13 protein-coding genes, 1 tRNA gene and 4 pseudogenes are annotated in these 21,016 nt (G+C 70.2%); 10 read left to right on the forward strand and 8 right to left on the reverse strand.

Going from position 1 to position 21,016, the window contains the following annotated elements; translation table 11 throughout:
* The first annotated feature begins 506 nt into the window (after nt 1–506).
* Nucleotides 507–1,820: a glycosyltransferase family 4 protein gene (locus UK82_RS10360; RefSeq protein ID WP_055406987.1), complete on the forward strand. Its 1,314-nt coding sequence runs from the start codon at nt 507–509 to the stop codon at nt 1,818–1,820.
* Here the strand turns inward: UK82_RS10360 and UK82_RS10365 are convergent.
* From UK82_RS10365 to UK82_RS10385, 5 genes are all read right to left on the reverse strand, one after another.
* Complete coding sequence (locus UK82_RS10365) at nt 1,800–2,765, reverse strand: PfkB family carbohydrate kinase (RefSeq protein ID WP_055406988.1); 966 nt, start codon at nt 2,763–2,765, stop codon at nt 1,800–1,802. The genes UK82_RS10360 and UK82_RS10365 overlap by 21 nt on opposite strands.
* Nucleotides 2,766–3,532: 767 nt before the next feature.
* Entirely contained in the window at nt 3,533–4,858 is a 1,326-nt protein-coding gene (locus UK82_RS10370) for a pentapeptide repeat-containing protein (protein WP_044883948.1), read from the reverse strand.
* Nucleotides 4,859–5,489: 631 nt separating this feature from the next.
* A tRNA-Gly gene (locus UK82_RS10375) sits at nt 5,490–5,563 on the reverse strand.
* A 165-nt stretch (nt 5,564–5,728) separates the two neighbouring features.
* Complete coding sequence (locus tag UK82_RS10380; protein ID WP_044883949.1) at nt 5,729–8,266, reverse strand: glycoside hydrolase family 65 protein; 2,538 nt, start codon at nt 8,264–8,266, stop codon at nt 5,729–5,731.
* A complete protein-coding gene (locus tag UK82_RS10385; protein ID WP_055406989.1) occupies nt 8,263–9,051 on the reverse strand; it encodes a beta-phosphoglucomutase family hydrolase in 789 nt (262 codons plus the stop codon). Before UK82_RS10385 ends, UK82_RS10380 begins: the two co-directional genes overlap by 4 nt.
* A gap of 193 nt (nt 9,052–9,244) precedes the next feature.
* Here UK82_RS10385 and dcd point away from each other — a divergent pair, with 193 nt between their 5' ends.
* On the forward strand, nt 9,245–9,844 hold the full coding sequence (gene dcd / locus UK82_RS10390; protein WP_044883951.1) for a dCTP deaminase: 600 nt from the start codon (nt 9,245–9,247) through the stop codon (nt 9,842–9,844).
* Nucleotides 9,845–9,920: 76 nt separating this feature from the next.
* Here the strand turns inward: dcd and UK82_RS37055 are convergent.
* From UK82_RS37055 to UK82_RS37065, 3 genes and pseudogenes are all read right to left on the reverse strand, one after another.
* Nucleotides 9,921–10,461, reverse strand: a 541-nt coding sequence (locus UK82_RS37055) for a (Fe-S)-binding protein (protein WP_236705756.1), incomplete at its 5' end; no start/stop codon positions are given.
* 1 nt (nt 10,462) lies between these two features.
* A pseudogene (locus UK82_RS37060) lies at nt 10,463–10,825 on the reverse strand (heterodisulfide reductase-related iron-sulfur binding cluster); the annotation flags it as partial.
* Between the two features lie 42 nt (nt 10,826–10,867).
* A pseudogene (locus UK82_RS37065) lies at nt 10,868–12,128 on the reverse strand (4Fe-4S dicluster domain-containing protein); the annotation flags it as partial.
* A 662-nt stretch (nt 12,129–12,790) separates the two neighbouring features.
* On the opposite strand from UK82_RS37065, the gene UK82_RS10400 reads away from it, so the two are divergent.
* The 8 genes and pseudogenes from UK82_RS10400 to UK82_RS37075 all read left to right on the forward strand — a co-directional run.
* Nucleotides 12,791–14,038, forward strand: a complete 1,248-nt coding sequence (locus tag UK82_RS10400; RefSeq protein ID WP_044884023.1) for a nuclease-related domain-containing protein — start codon at nt 12,791–12,793, stop codon at nt 14,036–14,038.
* Between the two features lie 485 nt (nt 14,039–14,523).
* On the forward strand, nt 14,524–14,588 hold a 65-nt coding region (locus UK82_RS41450), incomplete at its 3' end, for a hypothetical protein (protein ID WP_255354280.1).
* 1 nt (nt 14,589) lies between these two features.
* Nucleotides 14,590–16,353 (forward strand): annotated as a pseudogene (gene dnaK / locus UK82_RS10405) (molecular chaperone DnaK); the annotation flags it as partial.
* A 77-nt stretch (nt 16,354–16,430) separates the two neighbouring features.
* Nucleotides 16,431–17,147 (forward strand): nucleotide exchange factor GrpE, encoded by a 717-nt coding sequence (gene grpE / locus UK82_RS10410; RefSeq protein WP_370657242.1) that lies wholly within the window; start codon nt 16,431–16,433, stop codon nt 17,145–17,147.
* 39 nt (nt 17,148–17,186) lie between these two features.
* The gene (dnaJ, locus tag UK82_RS10415; protein ID WP_044883955.1) at nt 17,187–18,383 is read left to right on the forward strand and encodes a molecular chaperone DnaJ; all 1,197 of its coding nucleotides are present in this window, start codon (nt 17,187–17,189) and stop codon (nt 18,381–18,383) included.
* 95 nt (nt 18,384–18,478) lie between these two features.
* A complete protein-coding gene (locus UK82_RS10420; protein ID WP_370657203.1) occupies nt 18,479–18,946 on the forward strand; it encodes a heat shock protein transcriptional repressor HspR in 468 nt (155 codons plus the stop codon).
* Nucleotides 18,947–19,144: 198 nt separating this feature from the next.
* A partial coding sequence (locus UK82_RS37070) for a Clp protease N-terminal domain-containing protein (protein ID WP_304438046.1) occupies nt 19,145–19,893 on the forward strand: 749 nt, incomplete at its 3' end.
* A 1-nt stretch (nt 19,894) separates the two neighbouring features.
* Nucleotides 19,895–21,016: pseudogene (locus UK82_RS37075) on the forward strand (ATP-dependent chaperone ClpB); the annotation flags it as partial.

Genomic DNA, 21,016 nt, shown 5'->3' on the forward strand with positions numbered 1-21,016 from the left:
CGCCCGACAGAACCCGCCCGGCAGAATTCGGTCGGCACGAGGCGCACCCCGAGCGCAGCGCCTCGCCCACGAGAATGGCAGCCATCACCACGACGAGACCATTCAGATCGGCTGACCCGGACGTTCCGCGCACCTGCAATCCCCCCGGGCCCGACCCTCCGCCGCGGCAATCATCATGGGCACCTCGGCGAAATCGTATCTCCTACATTCCCACCCGAATGCCCGACCGTCCCTCCGGGGAAACGACAGCGCGCCACTTTTGCCCGCAAGCTCGGACGAAGGACCGACTCCCGGCCGGCCATCAAACGGTCTCGGACCTGCCCGGACAATATCGACGCCAGCACCACGTGACGCAATCCCACCACGCCCCACCGGACCATCCAGGGCGAATCACCGGACGCGCGACGGCAATCACCCGCAGCTCCGCGAGGTCCGCGAGATCCGCGGTAACGTATTCCCGTCATTCCCGCATGCTCCGGCGACCGGACCGATGGAAACGGAAACGCATGGCGGATTCGGTCCAATCGTTACGCGCCCTGTGCATCCTGTTCTTCTGCGAGCAGTACCCGCCGGTCGTCTGGGACGGCGCGGGCAGCTACACGGCGACGCTGGCCGTCGCGCTCGCGCGGCTCGGGCACGAGGTGCACGTGCTCTGCGCCCAGGGTCACCGGGTCGTCGACTCCGTGCAGGACGGGGTGCACGTGCACCGGCGGCCGCTGCTGCGGGTTCCGGTCACCCGCGGGCTGGGCCCGGTCGGGGCGCGGCTGCGCGGGCCGCTGTACCCGCGGGACTCGATCACGCTGCGGGTCAGCCTGCCGTTGTCCTACAGCTTCTGGATGCGCCGCCTCGGCCTGCGCCCCGACGTGATCGAGACGCAGGACGGGGAGACCCGCGGTCTGCTCCAGGCGCTGTACCGCACCCGCCCGCTCGCCATCCACCTGCACTGCCCGACCATGCTCACCGTCCAGCTCGCCGGCCAGCCCCTCGGGTGCAAGGGCCGGCTCGCCGACCGGCTCGACCGGATCTCCGCCGATCGCGCCGCCGTGGTGACCTCACCGTCGCAGCTCCTCGTCGACACCCTGCGCGAACGCGGCTGGCTGGGACGACGCGCCGTGGAGGTGATCCCGAACCCGTTCGATGCCCACCCCTGGCTCGACGTCCCGGACGTCGCCGGCACGGCGCCGACGGTCGCGGCGGTCGGCCGCCTGGAGGCGTACAAGGGGGTGGACGTCCTGCTCAACGCGTCCGCGCGGCTCAACCGCGCGGGCATCGCCCACCGGCTGGTGCTCGCCGGGCGCCCCGCCGGCACGATCGGCGGTGCCCCCGCCGGCGCCTGGCTCGCCCGACGCGCCCGGGAGCTCGGCCTGCACGTCGAGTTCCCCGGCCATCTGTCGGCCGACGAGCTCCGCGACCTCTACCGCCGGGCACGGGCCGTCGCCGTGCCCAGCCGCTTCGAGAGCTTCTCGATCGCCGCCGTCGAGGCGATGGCGGCCGGGCGGCCGGTGGTCACCACGACCCGGACCGGCGTGGCACCGTTCGTCGAGCGCTGGGGGTCCGGGACCGCGGTCCCGCCCGACGACGCCGAGGCGCTGGCCACCGCGCTCGCCCCGTTCCTGCTCGACCCCGCGCGCGCCGCCGCCTGCGGCGCCCGGGGCCGGCTCGGCGTCGCCGAGATCGACCCGGCGGCGATCGCCCGCCGCAAGGAGGACGCCTACCGCCGTGGCATCGCCCAGTTCGCCACGGCCGCCACACCACCGTCAGCCCGACCTGAACCCGACGGCGACAGGGGAGGTGCTGCCCTACCCGGGCGGATTCCGTAGGCCGAAGACCAGCTCGCGCAGCTCGCCGGCGGTGGGAAGCGCCTCGTAGGCACCGACCCGGCTCACCGTGAGCGCTGCGGCGGCCTGCGCGTGGTGGACGGCAGTGGCCGGGTCGTCGCCCGCGACCAGGCGGGCGACGAGCACGGCTGTGAAGGCGTCACTGGCCCCGGTCGTGTCGATCACCCTCGCCGCGACGGCGGGGTGGACGGTCGTCCCGCCGCCGGTGCGCAGCACACATCCTCGTTCGCCCAGGGTGACGCAGACGGTCGGGACGCCGAGCGTCTCGGCGACGGCTTCGGCGAGCCGGCCGGCGGGCCCGCGGGCGGCGGCCCGCCCGGCGAGCAGCGCGCGGGCCTCGGTCTCGTTGGGGACGAGGATGTCGACCTGCTCCCACGGAACGGCTCCGACGACCGCCGGGTCGGCCGGCGCCGGCGCCGAGTTGACGACAACCCGCGTGGCGGCCTTGGCGGCGGCGGTGACGAGGTCCGCGGCCCGTTCGGCGAACTCGAACGTCACCAGCGCCGCGTCGACCGGGCCGTCCGTCGCCGCCGCGGCGGCGTGGACCTGGTCTCCGGTGACGGCCAACGCCTCGGGGACCCGCCAGACGACCGCCTTCTCACCGTCACCCCGCACGTGGACGACGCAGACGGGCGTCGGCACGTCCGGGACCGCCGTCATCGCCGACACGTCCACCCCCTCGCCGGCCAGCGCCGCCCGCACGGCCGCACCCACGCCGTCCGCTCCGACCGCCCCCACCGCGGTCACCGGCAGGCCGAGCCGCGCCAGGGTCACCGCCTGGTTGAGCGCCTTCCCACCGGGCACGGTCCGCATCGCGTCGGCCCGCACGTCCCGGCCCCACCTCGGCAGCCGCCGCGTGCTGACCAGGCAGTCGAGCACGAACGCCCCGACCACGAAGAACCGCCCCGCCGGCCCGTGCAGTACCACCCGACCAGCCTCCGCCCCGCCCCATTGCGAGAACCCGGCTCGATCGACGCCGCAGGCGGGCACCCCCGCCCACAACCCGACCGCTCTCCCGGCACCCGGCCACCCGGCCGCGCAAAGCCACGGTAGATCCACCCCGAACAAGTGATCAGATTGCCCTCGAACCCGCCCATCACCAGGCCCCGCCCATCGCCTCCGCCGCCCACGGACAGAAAGCCAAGAACCCGCTACGCGCCCGTGGGAGTTCGCGGGCCTGGTACCCCTGGGCTTGCCGCATCTCCGCTGACCAGGGCTTTTAGGGCGCGTACGGCCGTGTCGGGGTTTGATCGGCGGGCCATTCGGGGGGCGCTGAAGGCTCGGGGTGGATGTCGTCTGGTCCTCTCTGCTGCGCGTCGGGGCTTGGGGCGGGATGGGATGATCCAGCCGCCGTGTGCACCAACAAGGCGTGGACGAACGCCGTGTGATTTTCCACACCAGCCCAGCTCCGCGCGGAATACGCCGGGATCCAAACCGCGATCACCCGATCGGCGCGCTGCGGACTTTCCGGACAGACATCGCGNACTCGGCATGTCGCGCAAAGTCACCGTCGGAATTCAGTGCTCCTCAGAGATTATCGCGCTATAGCCACACGAAGCTCGGACGTCAGTGCACTCGGGGACTCATCGGAGATCGATCACGACGGTAGAGCGCTCGCCTGGCAGATCCCGCCAGCCCGAACGCTCGACAAGCCGCAGCCAACTCCGTCCGAGCCATTCAAAGTCTTTTATGGTTCAAGAAGTCGCTCGCCGTGCGCGAATCTCGTCGGCTTTCTCGGCCGCAGGACGGATGATTTGCTGCTCGAGCGAGGCCAGGAGTTGAGACGGATCATCGTACACATATGGTTGCAGCACCCATGGATAGTCCCGAAAATCCTTGAACATCCCGTACTCGGTGTGTGAAGACTGAATCAGCGGCTGGACGGGAACCGAGGGCAGACTGGGGACTATCCGCATCAACTCTTGAGGAATGCTCTTCGCATCACTAATGTCGGCCACGATGAATCGCGCAAGGTGAGCCAGGGTCGAGACTGTCTCGGTAAGATTGCGCGATGCCGGACCATCGAAGTCGAACATTATCGGAAGATAACCCCGACGCCTAAGTTGATCTTTTAGGGAGTCGAGTATTTCTTTTCGCGGAGCGGTGAATCTCCCTAGGATCAACACCGCCTTCGATGTTATTGTGTCAATAACGTTACGGATCTTGCCGTTATTGAGCATAAGATGAACGAACTGAGCGACCTCAAGATCGTCGACTGTGACCACGGGCTCGCCGGGAGCAGTGATGACCAGGTCCTTCTGAGTAGCGCCACTCATTCGCAGTCCCCATGCGGAGATTCCATAGACGTGACACCCGGTAAGATCGGCACCTTCCAGATTGGCCTCAACCAGAGTCGTACTTCTTAGATCGGCACCCCGGAGATTGGCGCCCATGAGGTTCGGTGTTATCTTGGATTCCGATCCTTCATCGTCAAACTCTGCATAGCTGACGATGATTCCGTACGAATTGGTGCCGACATATGACCCCGATCCGAAGTGTATGTCATGCTGCCACACGGAGGGTGCAATGGTGGCGTCCACCAGCGTCGCCTCACGCAAGTCGGCGTAACTCAGATCCGCTCCGCTCAGGTTTGCCCGAAACAGGTCAGTACGCCGCAGAGAAGCCTGATCAAGTGTGGCGCGTTCCAGGCTCGCCCGCCGCAGGTTTGCCTCACTGAGGTTGGCTCCACTTAGGTCGGCACACGACAGGTCCGTGCCCCCGAGATCTGCACCTCCCCGGTAATCATGGACCTCTTCGAATCCTCGCACCGACAGAATGTGAGCTGACACTGGAGATTGGGTGCTGGTGAAGTCTGCGGCACGCAGATTGGCCCCATACAGTTGTGTGTCAACGAATCTGGTGTCTCGAAAATCTCCGCCATTCAGTTCGGCTCCGACAAGATTCGCCTCCCGGAATGTAACTCCACTGAATTCTGGCCGCACATCTGGATGCTTTCTACGCCACTCATTCCAGCCGTCTACGCCCTGGGATAGAAGATTTACATGTTCTTTCGATGCCATCGACAGTACTCCGTGTCCATGCCGCGCTCTTCGATGGATATGATATCCGCGAAATAGCGGAAGGACGATGGACTGCGGCTCGGGTCGGCACACTGACGTTCTCGGTGGCCAGTTCCAGCAGCGTCTCCCGGATGATCTCCAACGGTTGCGCGGTGGCGAGCTCCAGTTCGAGCCCGGCGATCTCCTCCCGCAGCCGGACCACCGTCTGGTCGACCTGGACCCGCCGGGCCGGTGCAACATCAAGGGGCCCCACGCCTGCTCCACCACCCACCGCTTTGGTTGCGGCGGGACGAACCCCCGCACCCGGACGCTCTATCGACGATCTCCACGGCGATGACGCGACCAGCACTGTGATCGCCAATGTGTTATGTAGAGGTGTCGAGGGTCCATACCTTCAAGCAGACTGAAGCCCCGCGTATCCGCAACCTGACACAACCGAAACCCACCGACATTGACCAACCGTCAGGTGGTTGCAAATAGGACAACCACCGGGATTCCGATGGTTCCGCAACTCCCCCAAAACGGCACATACCCAGCTCACGCTGCGGTGATGAGACCTGACCGGGCTCGGCCCCTCGGCACAATTGCTAAATATCCCTGGTCAGGCCTCGTCTGCCCAGGGAACCCAGAGTGGAGCGGGCGACGGGAATCGAACCCGCGTTGCAAGCTTGGGAAGCTCGTGTTCTGCCTCTGAACTACGCCCGCGTAGTGCATCCGCATCGTACCGGATGCAGGGGCCGGGGTGGCAGGGCGGGGCGGCGCGGGAGCACGGGAAGGCTCCGTGTCCCCGCCCCGCCGCCGGTGGCTCGGCCGGCGCCCCGGTCAGATCGCCGTCGGCGCCCGGTCGGGCCGCCGACGCCGGGGCGGTGGTCAGCCGTCGATGCTGCTGCCGGTGCTGGAAGGGACCGCGCCGGTGAAGCTGCCGGCACCACCGCGGCCGCCGGTATGACCGCCGTGACCGCCGGTGTGGCCGCCGACACCGCCGTGGCCGCCGCCGACGCTGGCGGCGCCGCCCGCGCTGGAGCCCGCGCCGGGGTTCGACTGGCCGCCCTCGCCGGGCGGGCGCAGGAAGCGCAGCGGCTCGCGGCCGGGGGGCTGCCTGGGTCGTTCCAGCACGGGGGCGGGCGGCACGTCGAGGCTCACCGGCTCGTCCGGCTGGACCCGCACCGTCTGGCCGTGGTGGAGCAGGGTCATCGCCGGCCCCTCGGAGACGGTGTAGGTGGCCGTCGCATCGGACACCTCCACCCGCAGGTGGCGCCCGCGCACGCACAGGCCGAAGGCGAGCCTGGTCAGGCCCTCGGGCAGGCGGGGGGAGAAGGCGATGACCTCGCCGCCGTCGCGCAGGCCGCCAAAGCCCTCCACGAGCGCGATCCAACTTCCCGCGAGCGAGGCCATGTGCAGGCCGTCACCGGTGTTGTGCTCGATGTCGCGCAGGTCCATCAGCGCGGCCTCGCGCAGGTAGTCGTGGGCGAGGGAGAGATGGCCGCACTCGGCGGCCATCACGGCCTGGCAGCAGGCCGACAGCGAGGAGTCCCGGACGGTCAGCGCCTCGTAGTAGGCGAAGTTGCGGATCTTCTCGTCCATGGTGAACGCGTCGCCGCAGCGCTGCATCGCGAGCACGAGGTCCGCCTGCTTGACGACCTGCTTGCGGTAGAGGTCGAAGTAGGGGAAGTGCAGCAGCAGCGGGTACTGCTCGGCCGTGGTGTGCTCGAAGTCCCACACCTGGTGCTCGGTGAAGCCCTCGGACTGCGGGTGGACCCCGAGATGGGGGTCGTAGGGGATGAACATGTCCTCGGCCGCGTCCCGCCAGGAGGCTGTCACCTCGGCGTCCACGCCGAGCTCGGCGGCGCGGTCGGGATGGCGGCGGGCGGCGTCCGCGGCGGCGATGAGGTTCCGCTGCGCCATCAGGTTCGTGTAGACGTTGTTGTCGGCGATCGCCGAGTACTCGTCCGGGCCGGTGACGCCGTCGATGCGGAACCGGCCGTCGAGGTCGTGGTGACCCAGCGAGCGCCACAGCCGCGCAGTCTCGACCAGGATCTCGAGGCCGACCTCGCGTTCGAACCGCTCGTCCTCGGTGACGTTGACGTAGCGGGCGACCGCGTCGGCGATGTCGGCGTTGACGTGGAACGCCGCCGTCCCCGCCGGCCAGTACCCGGAGCACTCCTCGCCGTGGATGGTGCGCCAGGGAAACGCGGCGCCCGCGAGGTCGAGCAGCTCGGCCCGCTCCCGGGCCAGCGGCAGGGTCGCATGCCGCCAGCGCAGCGCGTCGCCCGCGGCGTCGGGGGCGGTGTAGGTCAGCACCGGCAGCACGTAGGTCTCGGAGTCCCAGAAGGCGTGCCCGTCGTAGCCCGGACCGGTCAGGCCCTTCGCCGGAATGGCGCGGCGCTCCGCCCGGGCGGCCGACTGCAGGACGTGGAACAGCGCGAACCGGACGGCCTGTTGGACCTCCGGATCGCCGTCGACCTCGACGTCGGCGCGCGCCCAGAACGCGTCGAGGTACTCCTTCTGCTCGCGCACCAGGCCGCCCCAGCCGGTCTGGCGGGCGGCGACGAGCGCGGCCGCGGCCTGGTCGCGCAGCGCCGGCAGGGACCGCTGCTCGGACCAGCCGTACGCGAGCCATTTGACCATCCGCAGCTTCTGGCCGGGCAGCAGCACGACCGTCGCGGTGACCCGACCCGCGTCAGGCTCGCTCTCCGAGGAGATGCCCAGCGAGTCCGGGCCCTCGAAGTGATGATCCATGGCGGCGGCGACCCGGATCTCGCTGTGCCGGGTGATGTGGACGGTCTCGACCTTGGTCCCGTCGGCACGGTGACGCTCGGAGATCAGCGGCGACTCCAGCACGGCGGCGGCCCGCGGATCCCCGCGCCAGGTCGGGAGCTGCTCGTTGGCGACCAGTTCCGACTGGATGACGACCCGGGCCGGATTCCCGATCGCCTCGACCTCGTAGTAGAAGGCGGCGATGGACCGCTGGGAGAACGACACCAGCCGCTCGGAATGCACCCGGATCGTCTGGCCGGCCGGTGAGACCCATTCCACGTCGCGGGTGAGCACGCCCTCCCGGAAATCGATCATCCGCTGATGCGACCGCAGTTCGCCGTACCGGATGTCGAACGGCTCGTCGTCCACCAGCAATCGAAGGATCTTGCCGTCGGTGACGTTGATGACCGTCTGCCCGGATTCGGGATATCCGTACCCGGCCTCGGCGTACGGCAAAGGGCGCAGTTCATGCACGGAGTTCAGGTAGGAGCCGGGCAGGCCGTGTGGATCACCCTCGTCGAGGTTTCCGCGCAGCCCGATGTGGCCGTTGGACAACGCGAACAACGATTCGGACCGGCCCAGATCGTAGAGGTCGACGCCGGATTCCCGGATCGCCCACGGTTCGATCAGGTAGGACGCCTTGTCGATCATGCCGGGCCGCGCCCAGGGGCGGACGGCGCGGACGGCGCGGACGGCGCGAGCAGATCGGCCAGATCCTTGACGACGACGTCGGCGCCGTGCCTGCGCAACTGCTCGGCGTGCCCCTGCCCGACCCGGTCGACGCCGACCACGTAGCCGAAGCCGCCGGCCCGGCCGGCCTCGACGCCAGCCAGGGCGTCCTCGAACACCGCCGCCCGCTCCGGCGGCACGCCGAGCAGCCGGCCGCCGGCGAGGAAGGTGTCCGGCGCCGGCTTGCCGCCCAGGTGGTCCCGGGCCGCGACCACGCCGTCGACGACCGCGTCGACGAAGGCGGCGAGGCCGGTGGATCGCAGCACCTCCACGCAGTTGGCGCTGGAGGAGACCACGGCCCGGGGCACCCCGCGCCTCGACAGCTCCTCCAGATAGGTCCTCGAGCCCGGATAGACCTCCACGCCGTCGGTCCTGATCCGCTTCAGGAGCAGGATGTTCTTGCGGTTGGACAGCGCGTTCACGGTCAGCGCGGACGGCGGGTCGTCCACGGTCCCCTCGGGCAGCCGGATGTGGCGGGCGGCGAGAAAGGCACGCACCCCGTCGACCCTGGGCCGGCCGTCGACGTAGTCGGCGTAGTCCCGGCCGATGTCGAACGGGACGAACGGTTCACCGGACCGGCTGGCCCAGTTCTCCAGAAAGTCGTCGAACATCTCCTTCCACGCGGCCGCGTGCACCGTCGCAGTATTGGTGAGCACCCCGTCGAGATCGAACAGGCACGCCTGAATGTGATCGGGTAGCCCGAACATGCTTCTCCCGCCTGTGTCCGCGTTCCCCGCCCTTCCGCCGGGACGCCCCGTTCCGACCGGGCGTTCCCCGAGCGGACACGCCTCTACCTACCCCTGTCACGCTACGTCTCACTCCCTCGGGCGAACCCTCGACCGGCGGTGGCCGGGCGGACGGACGATGAAGATCGACCACGCATGCTCTAACGTCCTCGACGTGCTGCTGTCCGACCGGGACATCCGGACCGAGATCACCGCGGGCCGGATCCGCCTCGACCCCCACGACCCCGCCCTGATCCAGCCGTCCAGCATCGATCTGAGGCTCGACCGCTGGTTCCGGGTCTTCGCCAACCACCGGTACAGCCACATCGACCCGTCGGTCGAGCAGGAGGATCTCACCGAACTCATCGCACCCGACGGCGACGAGCCGTTCGTGCTGCACCCGGGCGAGTTCGTGCTCGGCTCGACGCTGGAGATCATCACCCTGCCGGACGACCTGGCGGGCCGGCTGGAGGGAAAGTCGAGCCTGGGCCGACTCGGGCTGCTCACCCACTCGACGGCCGGCTTCATCGATCCCGGCTTCTCCGGGCACGTCACGCTGGAGCTGTCGAACGTCGCGACACTGCCGATCAAGCTCTGGCCGGGTATGAAGATCGGCCAGCTCTGCCTGTTCCGGCTGACCTCGCCGGCCGAGCACTCCTACGGCTCGGCCGTCTACGGCTCCCGCTACCAGGGCCAGCGCGGTCCGACGCCATCCCGCGCCTACCGCGACTTCACCCGCGCCGCCGTCCCGAACGGCGAGCTCCCGCCCGCCTGATCCACCGCCGAAAGGGCAACGACCCGGAACCCTCGCGGCTGGCGAGGGTCCCGGGTCGCGGCGGGGCTGGCGCAGGTCAGCCGACGGGCTCGGCCGGGGTCGTGGCCGGCGTCGCCGGGGCCAGCGAACGGGCCAGGAGCTGGGAGACGTCGAGCACCTCGACGCTCTCCTTCGCCTCACCCGCGAGCTTCTTCTCAGTGACGGCGTCGGTCAGCATCACGATGCAGAACGGGCACGCGGTGGACACGACGTCCGGGTCGAGGCCGAGGGCCTCCTCCATCCGGTCGACGTTGACCCGCTTGCCGATCTTCTCCTCCATCCACATCCGCGCGCCGCCGGCGCCGCAGCAGAACCCGCGCTCCTTGCAACGGTGCATCTCCTGGCCCCGGATGCCGGGGATGGCCTCCAGGATCTCCCGCGGCGGGGTGTAGACCTTGTTGTGCCGGCCGAGGAAGCACGGGTCGTGATAGGTGACCGACGAGTCGATCGGGGTGATCGGCACCAGCTTGCGCTCCTCGACGAGCTTGCCGAGTAGCTGGGTGTGGTGGACGACCTCGTACTCGCCGCCGAGCGAGGAGTACTCCCGGGCGAGGCTGTTGAAGCAGTGCGGGCAGGTCNCGACGATCTTCTTGACGCCCGTCTCGTTCAACAGCTCGATGTTCGCCTTGGCCATCTCCTGGTACAGGTACTCGTTGCCGAGCCGGCGGGCCGGGTCACCGGTGCAGGACTCGTTGGTGCCGAGGATCGCGAACTCGACGCCCGCGGTGTGCAGCAGCTCGGCGAAGGCCCGCGCGACCTTCTTCGCCCGGTCCTCGATGGCGCCGGCGCAGCCGACCCAGTAGAGGTACTCGACGTCCTCGGGAATCTGCTCGCCGTCCCCGATGATCCGCACCTCGAAGGGCAGGCCCTCGGTCCACTCGGTGCGGGTCCGCGGCGACACGCCCCAGGGGTTGCCGTTGTTCTCCAGGTTGCGCAGCATGANGCCGGCCTCGGACGGGAACGCCGACTCGATCATCACCTGGNAACGGCGCATGTCGACGATGTGGTCGACGTGCTCGATGTCCACCGGGCACTGCTCGACGCAGGCACCGCAGTTGGTGCACGACCACAGCACGTCGGGGTCGATGACCCCGCCCTCCTCGGCGGTCCCGACGAGCGGCCGGTCCACCTGCGGCTGGCCGGGCTCGGGCACCCGGCCGAAGCCGGACTCGGGCACGCCGTGGTGAGCGTGGGCGTGCGCGTCCTCCTCGACCCCGGTGACCGCCTTCGGTGCCTCCTCGCCCTCGGCCTCGCCCTTCGTCGACAGCAGGTACGGAGCCTTGGCGAACAGGTGGTCGCGCAGGTCCATGATCAGCAGCTTCGGCGACAGCGGCTTGCCGGTGTTCCAGGCGGGGCACTGGCTCTGGCAGCGCCCGCACTCGGTGCAGGTGGCGAAGTCGAGCATCGCCTTCCAGGTGAAGTCCTCGACCTTGCCGACGCCGACGAGCGGCTCGTCCTCCTCCATCAGCTTCTCGATGTCGGGAGTGCTGCCGAGCGGGCCGAGGGCCGCCGGCTCGCGCTTGAGCACGACGTTGATCGGGGCCAGGCCGATGTGCAGGTGCTTGGAGTACACCACCAGCACGGAGAAGCCCATGATGACCGCGATGTTGAGCAGCAGGAAGGCCGTCTCGATGTCCTCGTTCACATCGTGCGAGAGGCCCGAGAAGATCCGGCTGACGACGTAGGAGGCGAAGGCCCACTTGGTCTGGCCCTGCGGCAGGTTCCCGGTGTTGTACTGGGCGCCGCGGTAGATCAGCAGGGTCACGACGACGGCCGTGATCAGGCCGAGGATGACCCACGCCGGTCCGGTGTGCGAGCCGTAGAAGCGCGACTTGCGCTCCAGTCGGGCGGGCGCGTTCTTGATCCGGATGATCGTGAACGCGATCAGTCCGGCGAGCACCGCAACGGAGAAGAAGTCCTCCAGGAAGCCGATGGCCGCCCAGTGGCCGAATCCCGGAATGTGGAAGTCGTCGTCGAACAGACCGCCATAGGCCTCGATGACGGTCAGCAGCAGGATTGTGAAGCCCCAGAAGGTGAAGAAGTGCGCGATGCCCGGCACCGACCACTTCAACAGCTTCCGCTGACCGCCGACCTCGCTGATCTCGGTCCAGATGCGCTTCGGCAGGTCGTCCAGCCGGCCCTGCACCGGCTGTCCCGACCTGATCAGCCGGAACAGCCAGAACACCCGGCGTCCGGCTACCGCGAGAGCGATCAGCGTGATCGCTCCACCGATCGCAATTCTCACAGCATCCTCCATCTGGCACCCACCATCGCGGGTGAGCCTACTCGTACCGGCTAGTAACAAATGGGACGAGTGATCCGCACCACCCGTTCGACGAGCCCCGTCCCATCCACCGGCCAAGGTCGTCTTCGCGATCCGGATACGGACGGCGTTGACCTCTTCAGCCGGCGGCGAGCCCGCCTACCACCCGACCCTGCCACGACGTGGTCCGAGCGGCCCGATATAGGGGGTCCGAAGGCCCGATCACCCGCGCCGGGTGCGCTGGACTGCTACTTTCAGTGGCAGATGCCCAACCGACGCGCAACGCCCCGCACCGCCGCGACTACCGCGCCGTCACGCATCCGCGCACCCGCGCCGGCGTCGGCGGGTGGCCGGCGGCGGGCGCGGCGCCAGCACCGTCCCGCCACGTCCGACCACGTCCCGCCCACGTCCGCGCCGCGATGGCACCCGAGTCGATGATGTCAACCCTTGTGCTGCAAGGATCTTCGACGCACCATGGGGACGGCCTTTCGCCCACAGTGGACCGGGCGATCGTGTGTCCCGCGGTGCATGCTTCCCCTAGGCATGCGTGGGCTCGGTGCCAGCGCTGTCGCGACGATGCCCGGCGTTCCCGGCGGACGGGCCGCTACCAACGTTGACGACCCCTGCGAACCATGGTGGGCACGATGGCAACGAGCACCCGGCCGACGATGACCCGAGTCGGCCGTCCCGGGCAGTCCCTGGAGACGGAATACCAGCGGGCCCGGGAGAACCAGGCACTGGTCCGGCGGGACCGGCTGACGCGGCAGGTCCCCCGCATCGCGGCGCGGGCGGCGGTGGTCGGCTTCGTCCTCGCCCTGGTCATCGGCTTCGGGGTCGGGCAGCCCGGCATCGCGATCGCGGTGTTCTTCCTGGTCTTCCTGGCCTGGCCGGCCGGCATCATCATCGCCGCGTACGGCACCGCACCGGACATCGAGTCGCTGCGGGAGGGCGCCGAGGCCGAGCGCAGGACCGCCCGGGCCATCGCCCGGCTGCGTAGGCAGGGCTACATCATCCTCCACGACCGGTCCGTGCCGTACTCCGAGGCGACCATCGGCCACCTCGTGATCGGCCCCGGTGGGGTGATGGTGATCGGCAGCGACAACAGCAAGGGGACCGTGCGCTACACCAAGGGCGGGGCGATCTGCGACGGCGAGTCACTCAAGCCGGTGATCGACCGGACCTCCTGGCTGGGTGGCGAGGTCCGCAGCCAGGTTCGGGCAGCGCTGCCGATGCTCAAGATTCCGGTCAACCCGATCCTGGTGATGGTCGAGGCCAACGTGCTGTGGAGCGACGGCGCCCTCGACGGTGTGACGATCATCAGCATCAAGGACGTCGCCAACTTCATCCGGAAGAAGCCCGGCCGCCTCAACCCGGGTGAGGTACGGCAGATCATCGCCGCGGCGGAGCGGCTGTTCCCGGCCTTCTCGGCCAACCGGCTGGCCGACCAGGTCACCGTCGACCGCGACCAGTGGCTGACCCTGATGGACGCGCTGCGCACCATCCGCGAGCGCGACGGCGACGCCAGCGACATGCTCGACCGGCTCGCCCAGATCGAGGCCGACCTGGGCCGGCAGGCCGACCTCAGCGAGCGGACCGGGATGCCGCTGGCCGTCCCGGGTCGCGAGGCGCCGGCCCAGGCCGCGGATCTCGCCGACGACGACCCGCCCGATGCCGCCGGCCCGGTGACCTCGATCGGCCTGGCCGCTCCGGGTGGCGGGGGCGCCCGACCCCGGGCAGGCGCCCGCCGGGGCCGCATCCTGGCCGCCGTGCGGCCGCCGCGGGCAGCCGCCGCGCCACCCCGCAACGGCGCCGCGGGCAGCGTGGGCGACCCGCCGGACAGCTCCCCGTCCGGAGATGCGAAGCCGAAGCCGCAGCCGCCCGCCGACTCCTGACCGGGCACCGTCCGCCCCGATTCCGCACCCGACGCCGCCCGCCGGTCCCTGACCCGGCGGGCGGCGTCGGGTCTGTGGCATGCCCGCAGCCCCCGGCGCTGGCGGGCGAGCCGGAGGTTCTCGCATCGCCCGACCGGGCGCCCCCGCGCGGCGATCCCGCGCGGCGACACCCGACCGCGCCCGCCATCCGCCGGAGGGCCGGACACGACCGGCCGCACCACCGATCGGTGTCTCCCGCCGGACCGCCTCCGCGGGAATCACACCCGGGTCGGTAAAGTTGAGTCTGGCAGACTCACCTCTGCCGGGTTATGCTAGGAGCCGTCATCATGAGTCAGGAAGGCTCAACCTCCTGATACGCCCTAGCGTTAGCAGGACCGCACTCTCCNGGTGGCCCTCGGAGAATCGGTCCACCGAGAGGTTCCACCCCACGAGGTCGGCTCGCACGCACCGTCTGCGCGCCGACACGGATCGAGAGGCACACAGACATGGCACGAGCGGTCGGCATCGACCTCGGCACCACGAACTCCGTCGTGAGCGTGCTCGAGGGCGGNGAACCCACGGTGATCGCGAACGCCGAGGGCTCTCGCACGACCCCGTCGGTCGTGGCCTTCGCGAAGAACGGCGAGGTCCTGGTCGGCGAGGTCGCGAAGCGGCAGGCGGTCACCAACGTCGAGCGCACCATCCGGTCGGTCAAGCGCCACATGGGCACCGACTGGAAGATGAAGGTCGACGCGAAGGACCTGACTCCGCAGGAGATCAGCGCTTTCATCCTGCAGAAGCTCAAGCGGGACGCCGAGTCCTACCTCGGCGAGACCGTCGCGGATGCGGTCATCACCGTCCCCGCCTACTTCGACGACGCCCAGCGGCAGGCCACCACGGAGGCCGGCACGATCGCGGGCCTCAACGTTCTGCGGATCGTCAACGAGCCGACCGCGGCGGCCCTCGCCTACGGGCTGGACAAGGGCGAGAAGGAGCAGACCATCCTGGTCTTCGACCTTGGTGGCGGCACCTTCGACGTCTCGCTGCTGGAGATCGGCGACGGCGTCGTCGAGGTGAAGTCCACCTCTGGCGACACCCACCTCGGCGGTGACGACTGGGACCAGCGGATCACCGATCACCTGATCAAGACCTTCAACGGTCAGCACGGGGTTGATCTCGGCAAGGACAAGATGGCCCTGCAGCGGCTGCGGGAGGCCGCCGAGAAGGCGAAGATCGAGCTCTCCCAGTCCAGCCAGACGTCGATCAACCTGCCCTACATCACCGCCTCGGCGGAGGGCCCGCTGCACCTCGACGTGTCGCTGACGCGTGCCGAGTTCCAGCGGATGACGTCCGACCTGATCGACCGCTGCAAGCACCCCTTCCAGCAGGCGGTGAAGGACGCGGGCATCAAGGTCAGCGACATCGACCACGTCGTTCTCGTCGGTGGTTCCACCCGGATGCCCGCCGTCGTCGACCTGGTCCGCGAGCTCACCGGCGGCAAGGAGCCGAACAAGGGTGTCAACCCGGACGAGGTCGTCGCCGTCGGCGCCTCGCTGCAGGCCGGCGTGCTCAAGGGCGAGGTCAAGGACGTCCTGCTGCTCGACGTCACCCCGCTGTCGCTCGGGATCGAGACGAAGGGGGGAATCATGACGAAGCTCATCGAGCGCAACACCACGATTCCCACCAAGCGCTCGGAGATCTTCACCACCGCCGAGGACAGCCAGCCCTCCGTGCAGATCCAGGTGTTCCAGGGTGAGCGCGAGATGGCCGCGTACAACAAGAAGCTCGGCATGTTCGAGCTGACCGGGCTCCCGCCGGCCCCGCGCGGCCTGCCCCAGATCGAGGTGACCTTCGACATCGACGCGAACGGCATCGTGCACGTGTCCGCCAAGGATCTCGGCACGGGCAAGGAGCAGTCGATGACGATCACGGGTGGGTCCGCCCTGCCGCGCGATGACATCGACCGGATGGTCCGCGACGCGGAGCAGTACGCCGAGGAGGACCGTAACCGCCGCGACGAGGCCGAGACCCGCAACAAGGCGGAGACCCTCGTCTACTCCACCGAGCGGTTCCTGGCCGAGAACGGCGAGAAGATCGACGCCGCGGTGAAGTCCGACGTGGAGGAGAAGCTCGGCACCCTGCGTGGTGCCGTCGCGGGCACCGACACGGCGGCGATCCGCGAGGCCGCCGACGCTCTGGCCGCCGCGAGCCAGGCGATGGGCCAGGCCATGTACGCGCAGGCCGCCCAGGAGGGGGCGGGTGCCCCCGGTGCCGGCGGACCGGCCGACGACGACGTGGTCGACGCCGAGATCGTGGACGAGGAGGACAAGAAGTGACCTCCGGTCAATCAGGTGACTGGTGGGGTGCGAGCGGGTCCGGCAGTCGAGACGACGAGGAGGAGCCTCGCGTGGTCGTGCGCGACCGGCGGCGGATCGATCCGGAGAGCGGTGAGGTGCGGGCAGATGCCGCCGCCGGGCCCGGCGGGGTGGCGGGCGCCGCTGCCCCCGGAGCCTTCGGCCAGGAGGCCGACGGCGAGCTCGTCGCATCCCTGCAGCAGCAGATCTCCGAGCGCACGGCGGATCTGCAGCGGCTGAAGGCGGAGTTCGACAACTACCGCCGGCGGGTCGAGCGGGACCGCCAGCAGATCGGCGAGCAGGCGAGCGCCAAGCTGCTCGCCAGCCTGCTGTCGACCCTCGACGACATCGGCCGCGCCCGCGACCACGGGGATCTCGAAGGTCCCTTCAAGGCCATCGCCGAGGCCCTCGAGGCGACGTTGGAGGCCGCCGGCCTGGAGCGCTATGGGTCGCCGGGCGACGAGTTCGACCCGTCCGTCCACGAGGCGCTCATGCACTCCTACCGGGCTGACGTGACCGGCCCGACCTGTGTGGACGTCTTCCGAGCCGGCTACCTGCACGCGGGTCGGGTCCTGCGCCCCGCGCAGGTGTCGGTCGCGGAGCCCACGGGCGAGGTGGCGGCGCCGGCCGAGGCCGAGCCAGCAGCCGACGAGGCGGCGCGCGGCGGGTCCGGGCTACCGGACGAGCAGGCGGCGGAGCGGTCGAGCCCCATCCCGGACGACACCGGCAGCATCCCCGGCCCGGACAACGGCGGGCCCACTGTCAGCGCCGACTGACACGACGCCGACTGACACGACGAGGAAAGGAGGGGCGCCGTGAGTGTTCGCGACATGGTCGAGAAGGACTATTACGCCGCTCTCGGCGTTCCCAAGGACGCCTCGGCGGCCGACATCAAGAAGGCGTACCGCAAGCTTGCCCGGGAGCTGCATCCGGACAAGAACCCCGGCGATGCGAAGGCCGAGGCGCGCTTCAAGGAGGTGTCCGAGGCCTACGACGTCCTCTCCGACGAGAGTCGTCGGCGGGAGTACGACGAGGCCCGGGCGCTGTTCGCGGCCGGCGGCCGGGCGGGCGGCCCCGGGGGTGGACGGGCCGGCGGCTACGGCTTCGGTGCGCCCGGCGGTTTCGGTGCGCCCGGCGGGGGTTACGGGGGCGGACCGAACGTCAACTTCGAGGATCTCCTCGGCGGATCGGGCGGTGGTCTCGGTGGCTTCTTCGACATGTTCCAGCGGTCGTCGCCGGGCCGCGGGCCGCGCCGGGGCGGCGACATCGAGGCCGAGGTCACCATCCCCTTCGAAAAGTCGCTGACCGGGCTGGAGGCTTCGGTCCGCCTGCCCGGCGCCGCGACCTGTACCACCTGCGAGGGCAGCGGGGCCCGGCCGGGGACCACCCCACGGACCTGTCCGACCTGCCGCGGGCTGGGCGTGGTCTCCCGTTCCCAGGGGGGATTCGCGCTGTCCGAGCCCTGTCGCGACTGCCTGGGCAAGGGCACGCTGATCGATCATCCCTGCCCGGACTGCCGGGGCTCCGGTCGACGCGAACGCGAACAGCGCATCCGCATCCCCCCGGGCGTCAGCGACGGCCAGCGGTTGCGGGTACGCGGCCGCGGCACGCCCGGGGAACGCGGCGGCCCGGCGGGTGACCTGGAGGTGACGGTCCACGTGCTGCGTCACCCGGTCTTCGACCGGGAGGGCAACAACCTGACCATCACGCTCCCCGTCACGATCACCGAGGCGGCCCTGGGCGCGTCGGTCCGGGTGCCGACCCTCGACGGCGCGCCGCTCACGGTGAAGGTGCCGGCCGGCACCTCCAGCGGGCGGCGGCTACGGGCCCGTGGTCGAGGCGTCCCTGCGCCGGGCGGCGGACACGGTGACCTCATCGTGACGTTGGAGGTGACCGTGCCCAAGCCGGCGGATCTCTCGCCGCGGGCACGCACGGCGTTGCTCGAGTTCGCCCAGGCCCATCCCGAGGACCCACGGGCGCCGCTGATGGAACGGATGGAGGCAGAGGGATGACCGCGCGTCCGAATCGCACGTCCGACCCGCCGGCCGCGCCGCACGCGCGGACGTCTCCGGCCCGGCGGTCGGAGGATCGACCGCCGCTGGACCCGATGGCATCGGCCACCGAGGTCCGGCCGGAGGGGTACTACCCGACCGGACCGCTGCCCGGCCCCGCCCACGACGAGGACGCACCGGTCTACGTCATCTCGATCGCGGCGCAGCTCGCCGGCATGCACCCGCAGACCCTGCGGTCCTATGACCGGCTCGGGCTGGTCACCCCGGGCCGCACCGCGGGGCGGGGGCGGCGTTACTCCGCCCGGGACGTCGCCCTGCTGCGGGAGGTCCAGCGCCTGTCCCAGGAGGAGGGCGTCAACCTTGAAGGCATCCGGCAGATCCTCCACCTGAGCGCTCAGGTGATGGCGCTGCAGGCGCAGGTCCGCCAGCTCACCGAGGAACTCACCCGGGCTCGCGTCGACGCGGAGCGGCAGGTGGCCGAGGCGCATGCCAGCCATCGGCGCGACCTCGTCCCGGTCGACCGCGGGGCGATCGTGGTATGGCGGCCGCTTCCCCGCCGTTGACCGCCTGGCCGGCAAGGGCGCCGGCCGGCGCGGCAACCGACCCCAGGGGCTTCTCCCGGTCCAGAACGGGCCACGAGGAGCCCCTCTCGCCTTTCCGGGAACGCGCGAACACGAATCAAGGTTGAGCGGGAACGACTCAGGTATGCTGAGCGTTGTAACGGATGACACTGCACGCACCTGACCACACTGGGATCCGCCATGAACGCTGAACGCCTCACCGCCCGCTCGCAGGAGGCTCTCTCCGCGGCGATCAGTCGAGCCACCGGCGACGGGTCACCGCTCGTCGACCCCCTCCACCTGCTCACCGCCCTGCTCGAGGCTCCCGACGGGGTCGGTGCGGCGCTGCTGTCCTCGGCCGGCACCTCCGTCGACACGGTCCGGGGCAAGGCCGAGGCCGCCGTGTCCCGGCTGCCCAGAGCCACCGGGATGAGCGTCTCGGCGCCCCAACTGTCCCGCCAGCTCCTCGCCGTGCTTGACAACGCCGAGCGGCAGGCGGGTCGCCTGGGCGACGAGTACACCTCGGTCGAGCACCTCGTCGTCGCCCTCGCCGAGGAGGGGGGCGAGGCCGGCCGCATCCTGACCTCCGCCGGCGCGAGTCCGGACGCGCTGCGCGGCGCCTTCGACAAGGTCCGCGGCGGTGCCCGGCGGGTGACCAGCCGCGACCCCGAGGGTTCCTACCGCGCGCTGGAGAAGTACTCGATCGACCTCACCGACCGGGCCCAGCAGGGCAAGCTCGACCCGGTGATCGGCCGGGACGCGGAGATCCGCAGGGTGATCCAGGTGCTGTCCCGGCGGACCAAGAACAACCCGGTCCTCATCGGCGAGCCCGGCGTCGGCAAGACCGCGATCGTCGAGGGCCTCGCCCTGCGGGTCGTGGCGGGCGACGTGCCGGAGTCGCTGCGTGGCCGGCGGATCGTCTCGCTCGACCTGGGCTCGATGGTCGCGGGNTCCAAGCTGCGCGGCGAGTTCGAGGAGCGGTTGACCTCGGTCCTCAACGAGATCCGCGAGGCCGAGGGCCAGATCATCACGTTCATCGACGAGCTGCACACGGTGGTCGGCGCCGGCGGCGCCGAGGGCGCGATGGACGCGGGCAACATGCTCAAGCCCATGCTCGCCCGCGGTGAGCTCCGCATGATCGGCGCAACCACGCTGGAGGAATACCGCACCCGGATCGAGAAGGACCCGGCGCTGGAGCGCCGCTTCCAGCCGGTCCTCGTGGGCGAGCCGACCGTCGAGGACACCATCGGCATCCTGCGCGGCCTCAAGGAGCGCTACGAGGTGCACCACGGGGTGCGCATCACGGATGCGGCGCTGGTCGCCGCGGCGACCCTGTCCGACCGCTACGTCACCGCCCGCTTCCTGCCGGACAAGGCGATCGACCTCATGGACGAGGCCGCGTCCCGGTTGCGGATGGAGATCGACAGCCGTCCGGTGGCGATCGACGAGCTCGAGCGGGCCGTGCGCCGGCTGGAGATCGAGGACATGGCGCTGTCGAAGGAAAACGACGACGCCTCCCGGGAGCGACGCGGGCGGTTGCAGCGCGAGTTGGCGGACCGGCGGGAGGAGCTGTCGAGCCTCACGGCGCGCTGGCACCGGGAGAAGGACTCGATCTCCGAGGTCCAGAAGATCAAGGAGGAGCTGGAGAACGCGCGGCGGGCGGCGGAGCTCGCCGAGCGCGACCTCGACCTGGCGAAGGCCGGTGAGCTGCGCTACGGCACGATCCCGACGTTGGAACGGCGGCTGACCGACGCCACCGACGCGCTGGCCGCTGCGGACTCCCCCGGCGGGGCGATGCTCAACGAGGAGGTCGGTCCGGACGACGTCGCCGAGGTCGTCGGCGCCTGGACGGGCATCCCCGCCGGCCGGCTGCTCGAGGGCGAGACGGCGAAGCTGCTGCGGATGGAGTCCGAGCTGCACGCCCGGGTGATCGGCCAGGACGAGGCGGTGCGGGCGGTGTCCGACGCGGTGCGCCGGGCCCGGGCCGGCATCGCCGACCCCGATCGGCCCACCGGTTCGTTCCTCTTCCTCGGCCCGACCGGCGTCGGCAAGACCGAGCTCGCGAAGGCGCTG

The organism is Frankia sp. ACN1ag (genome assembly GCF_001414035.1).
GTDB lineage: Bacteria > Actinomycetota > Actinomycetes > Frankiales > Frankiaceae > Frankia > Frankia torreyi.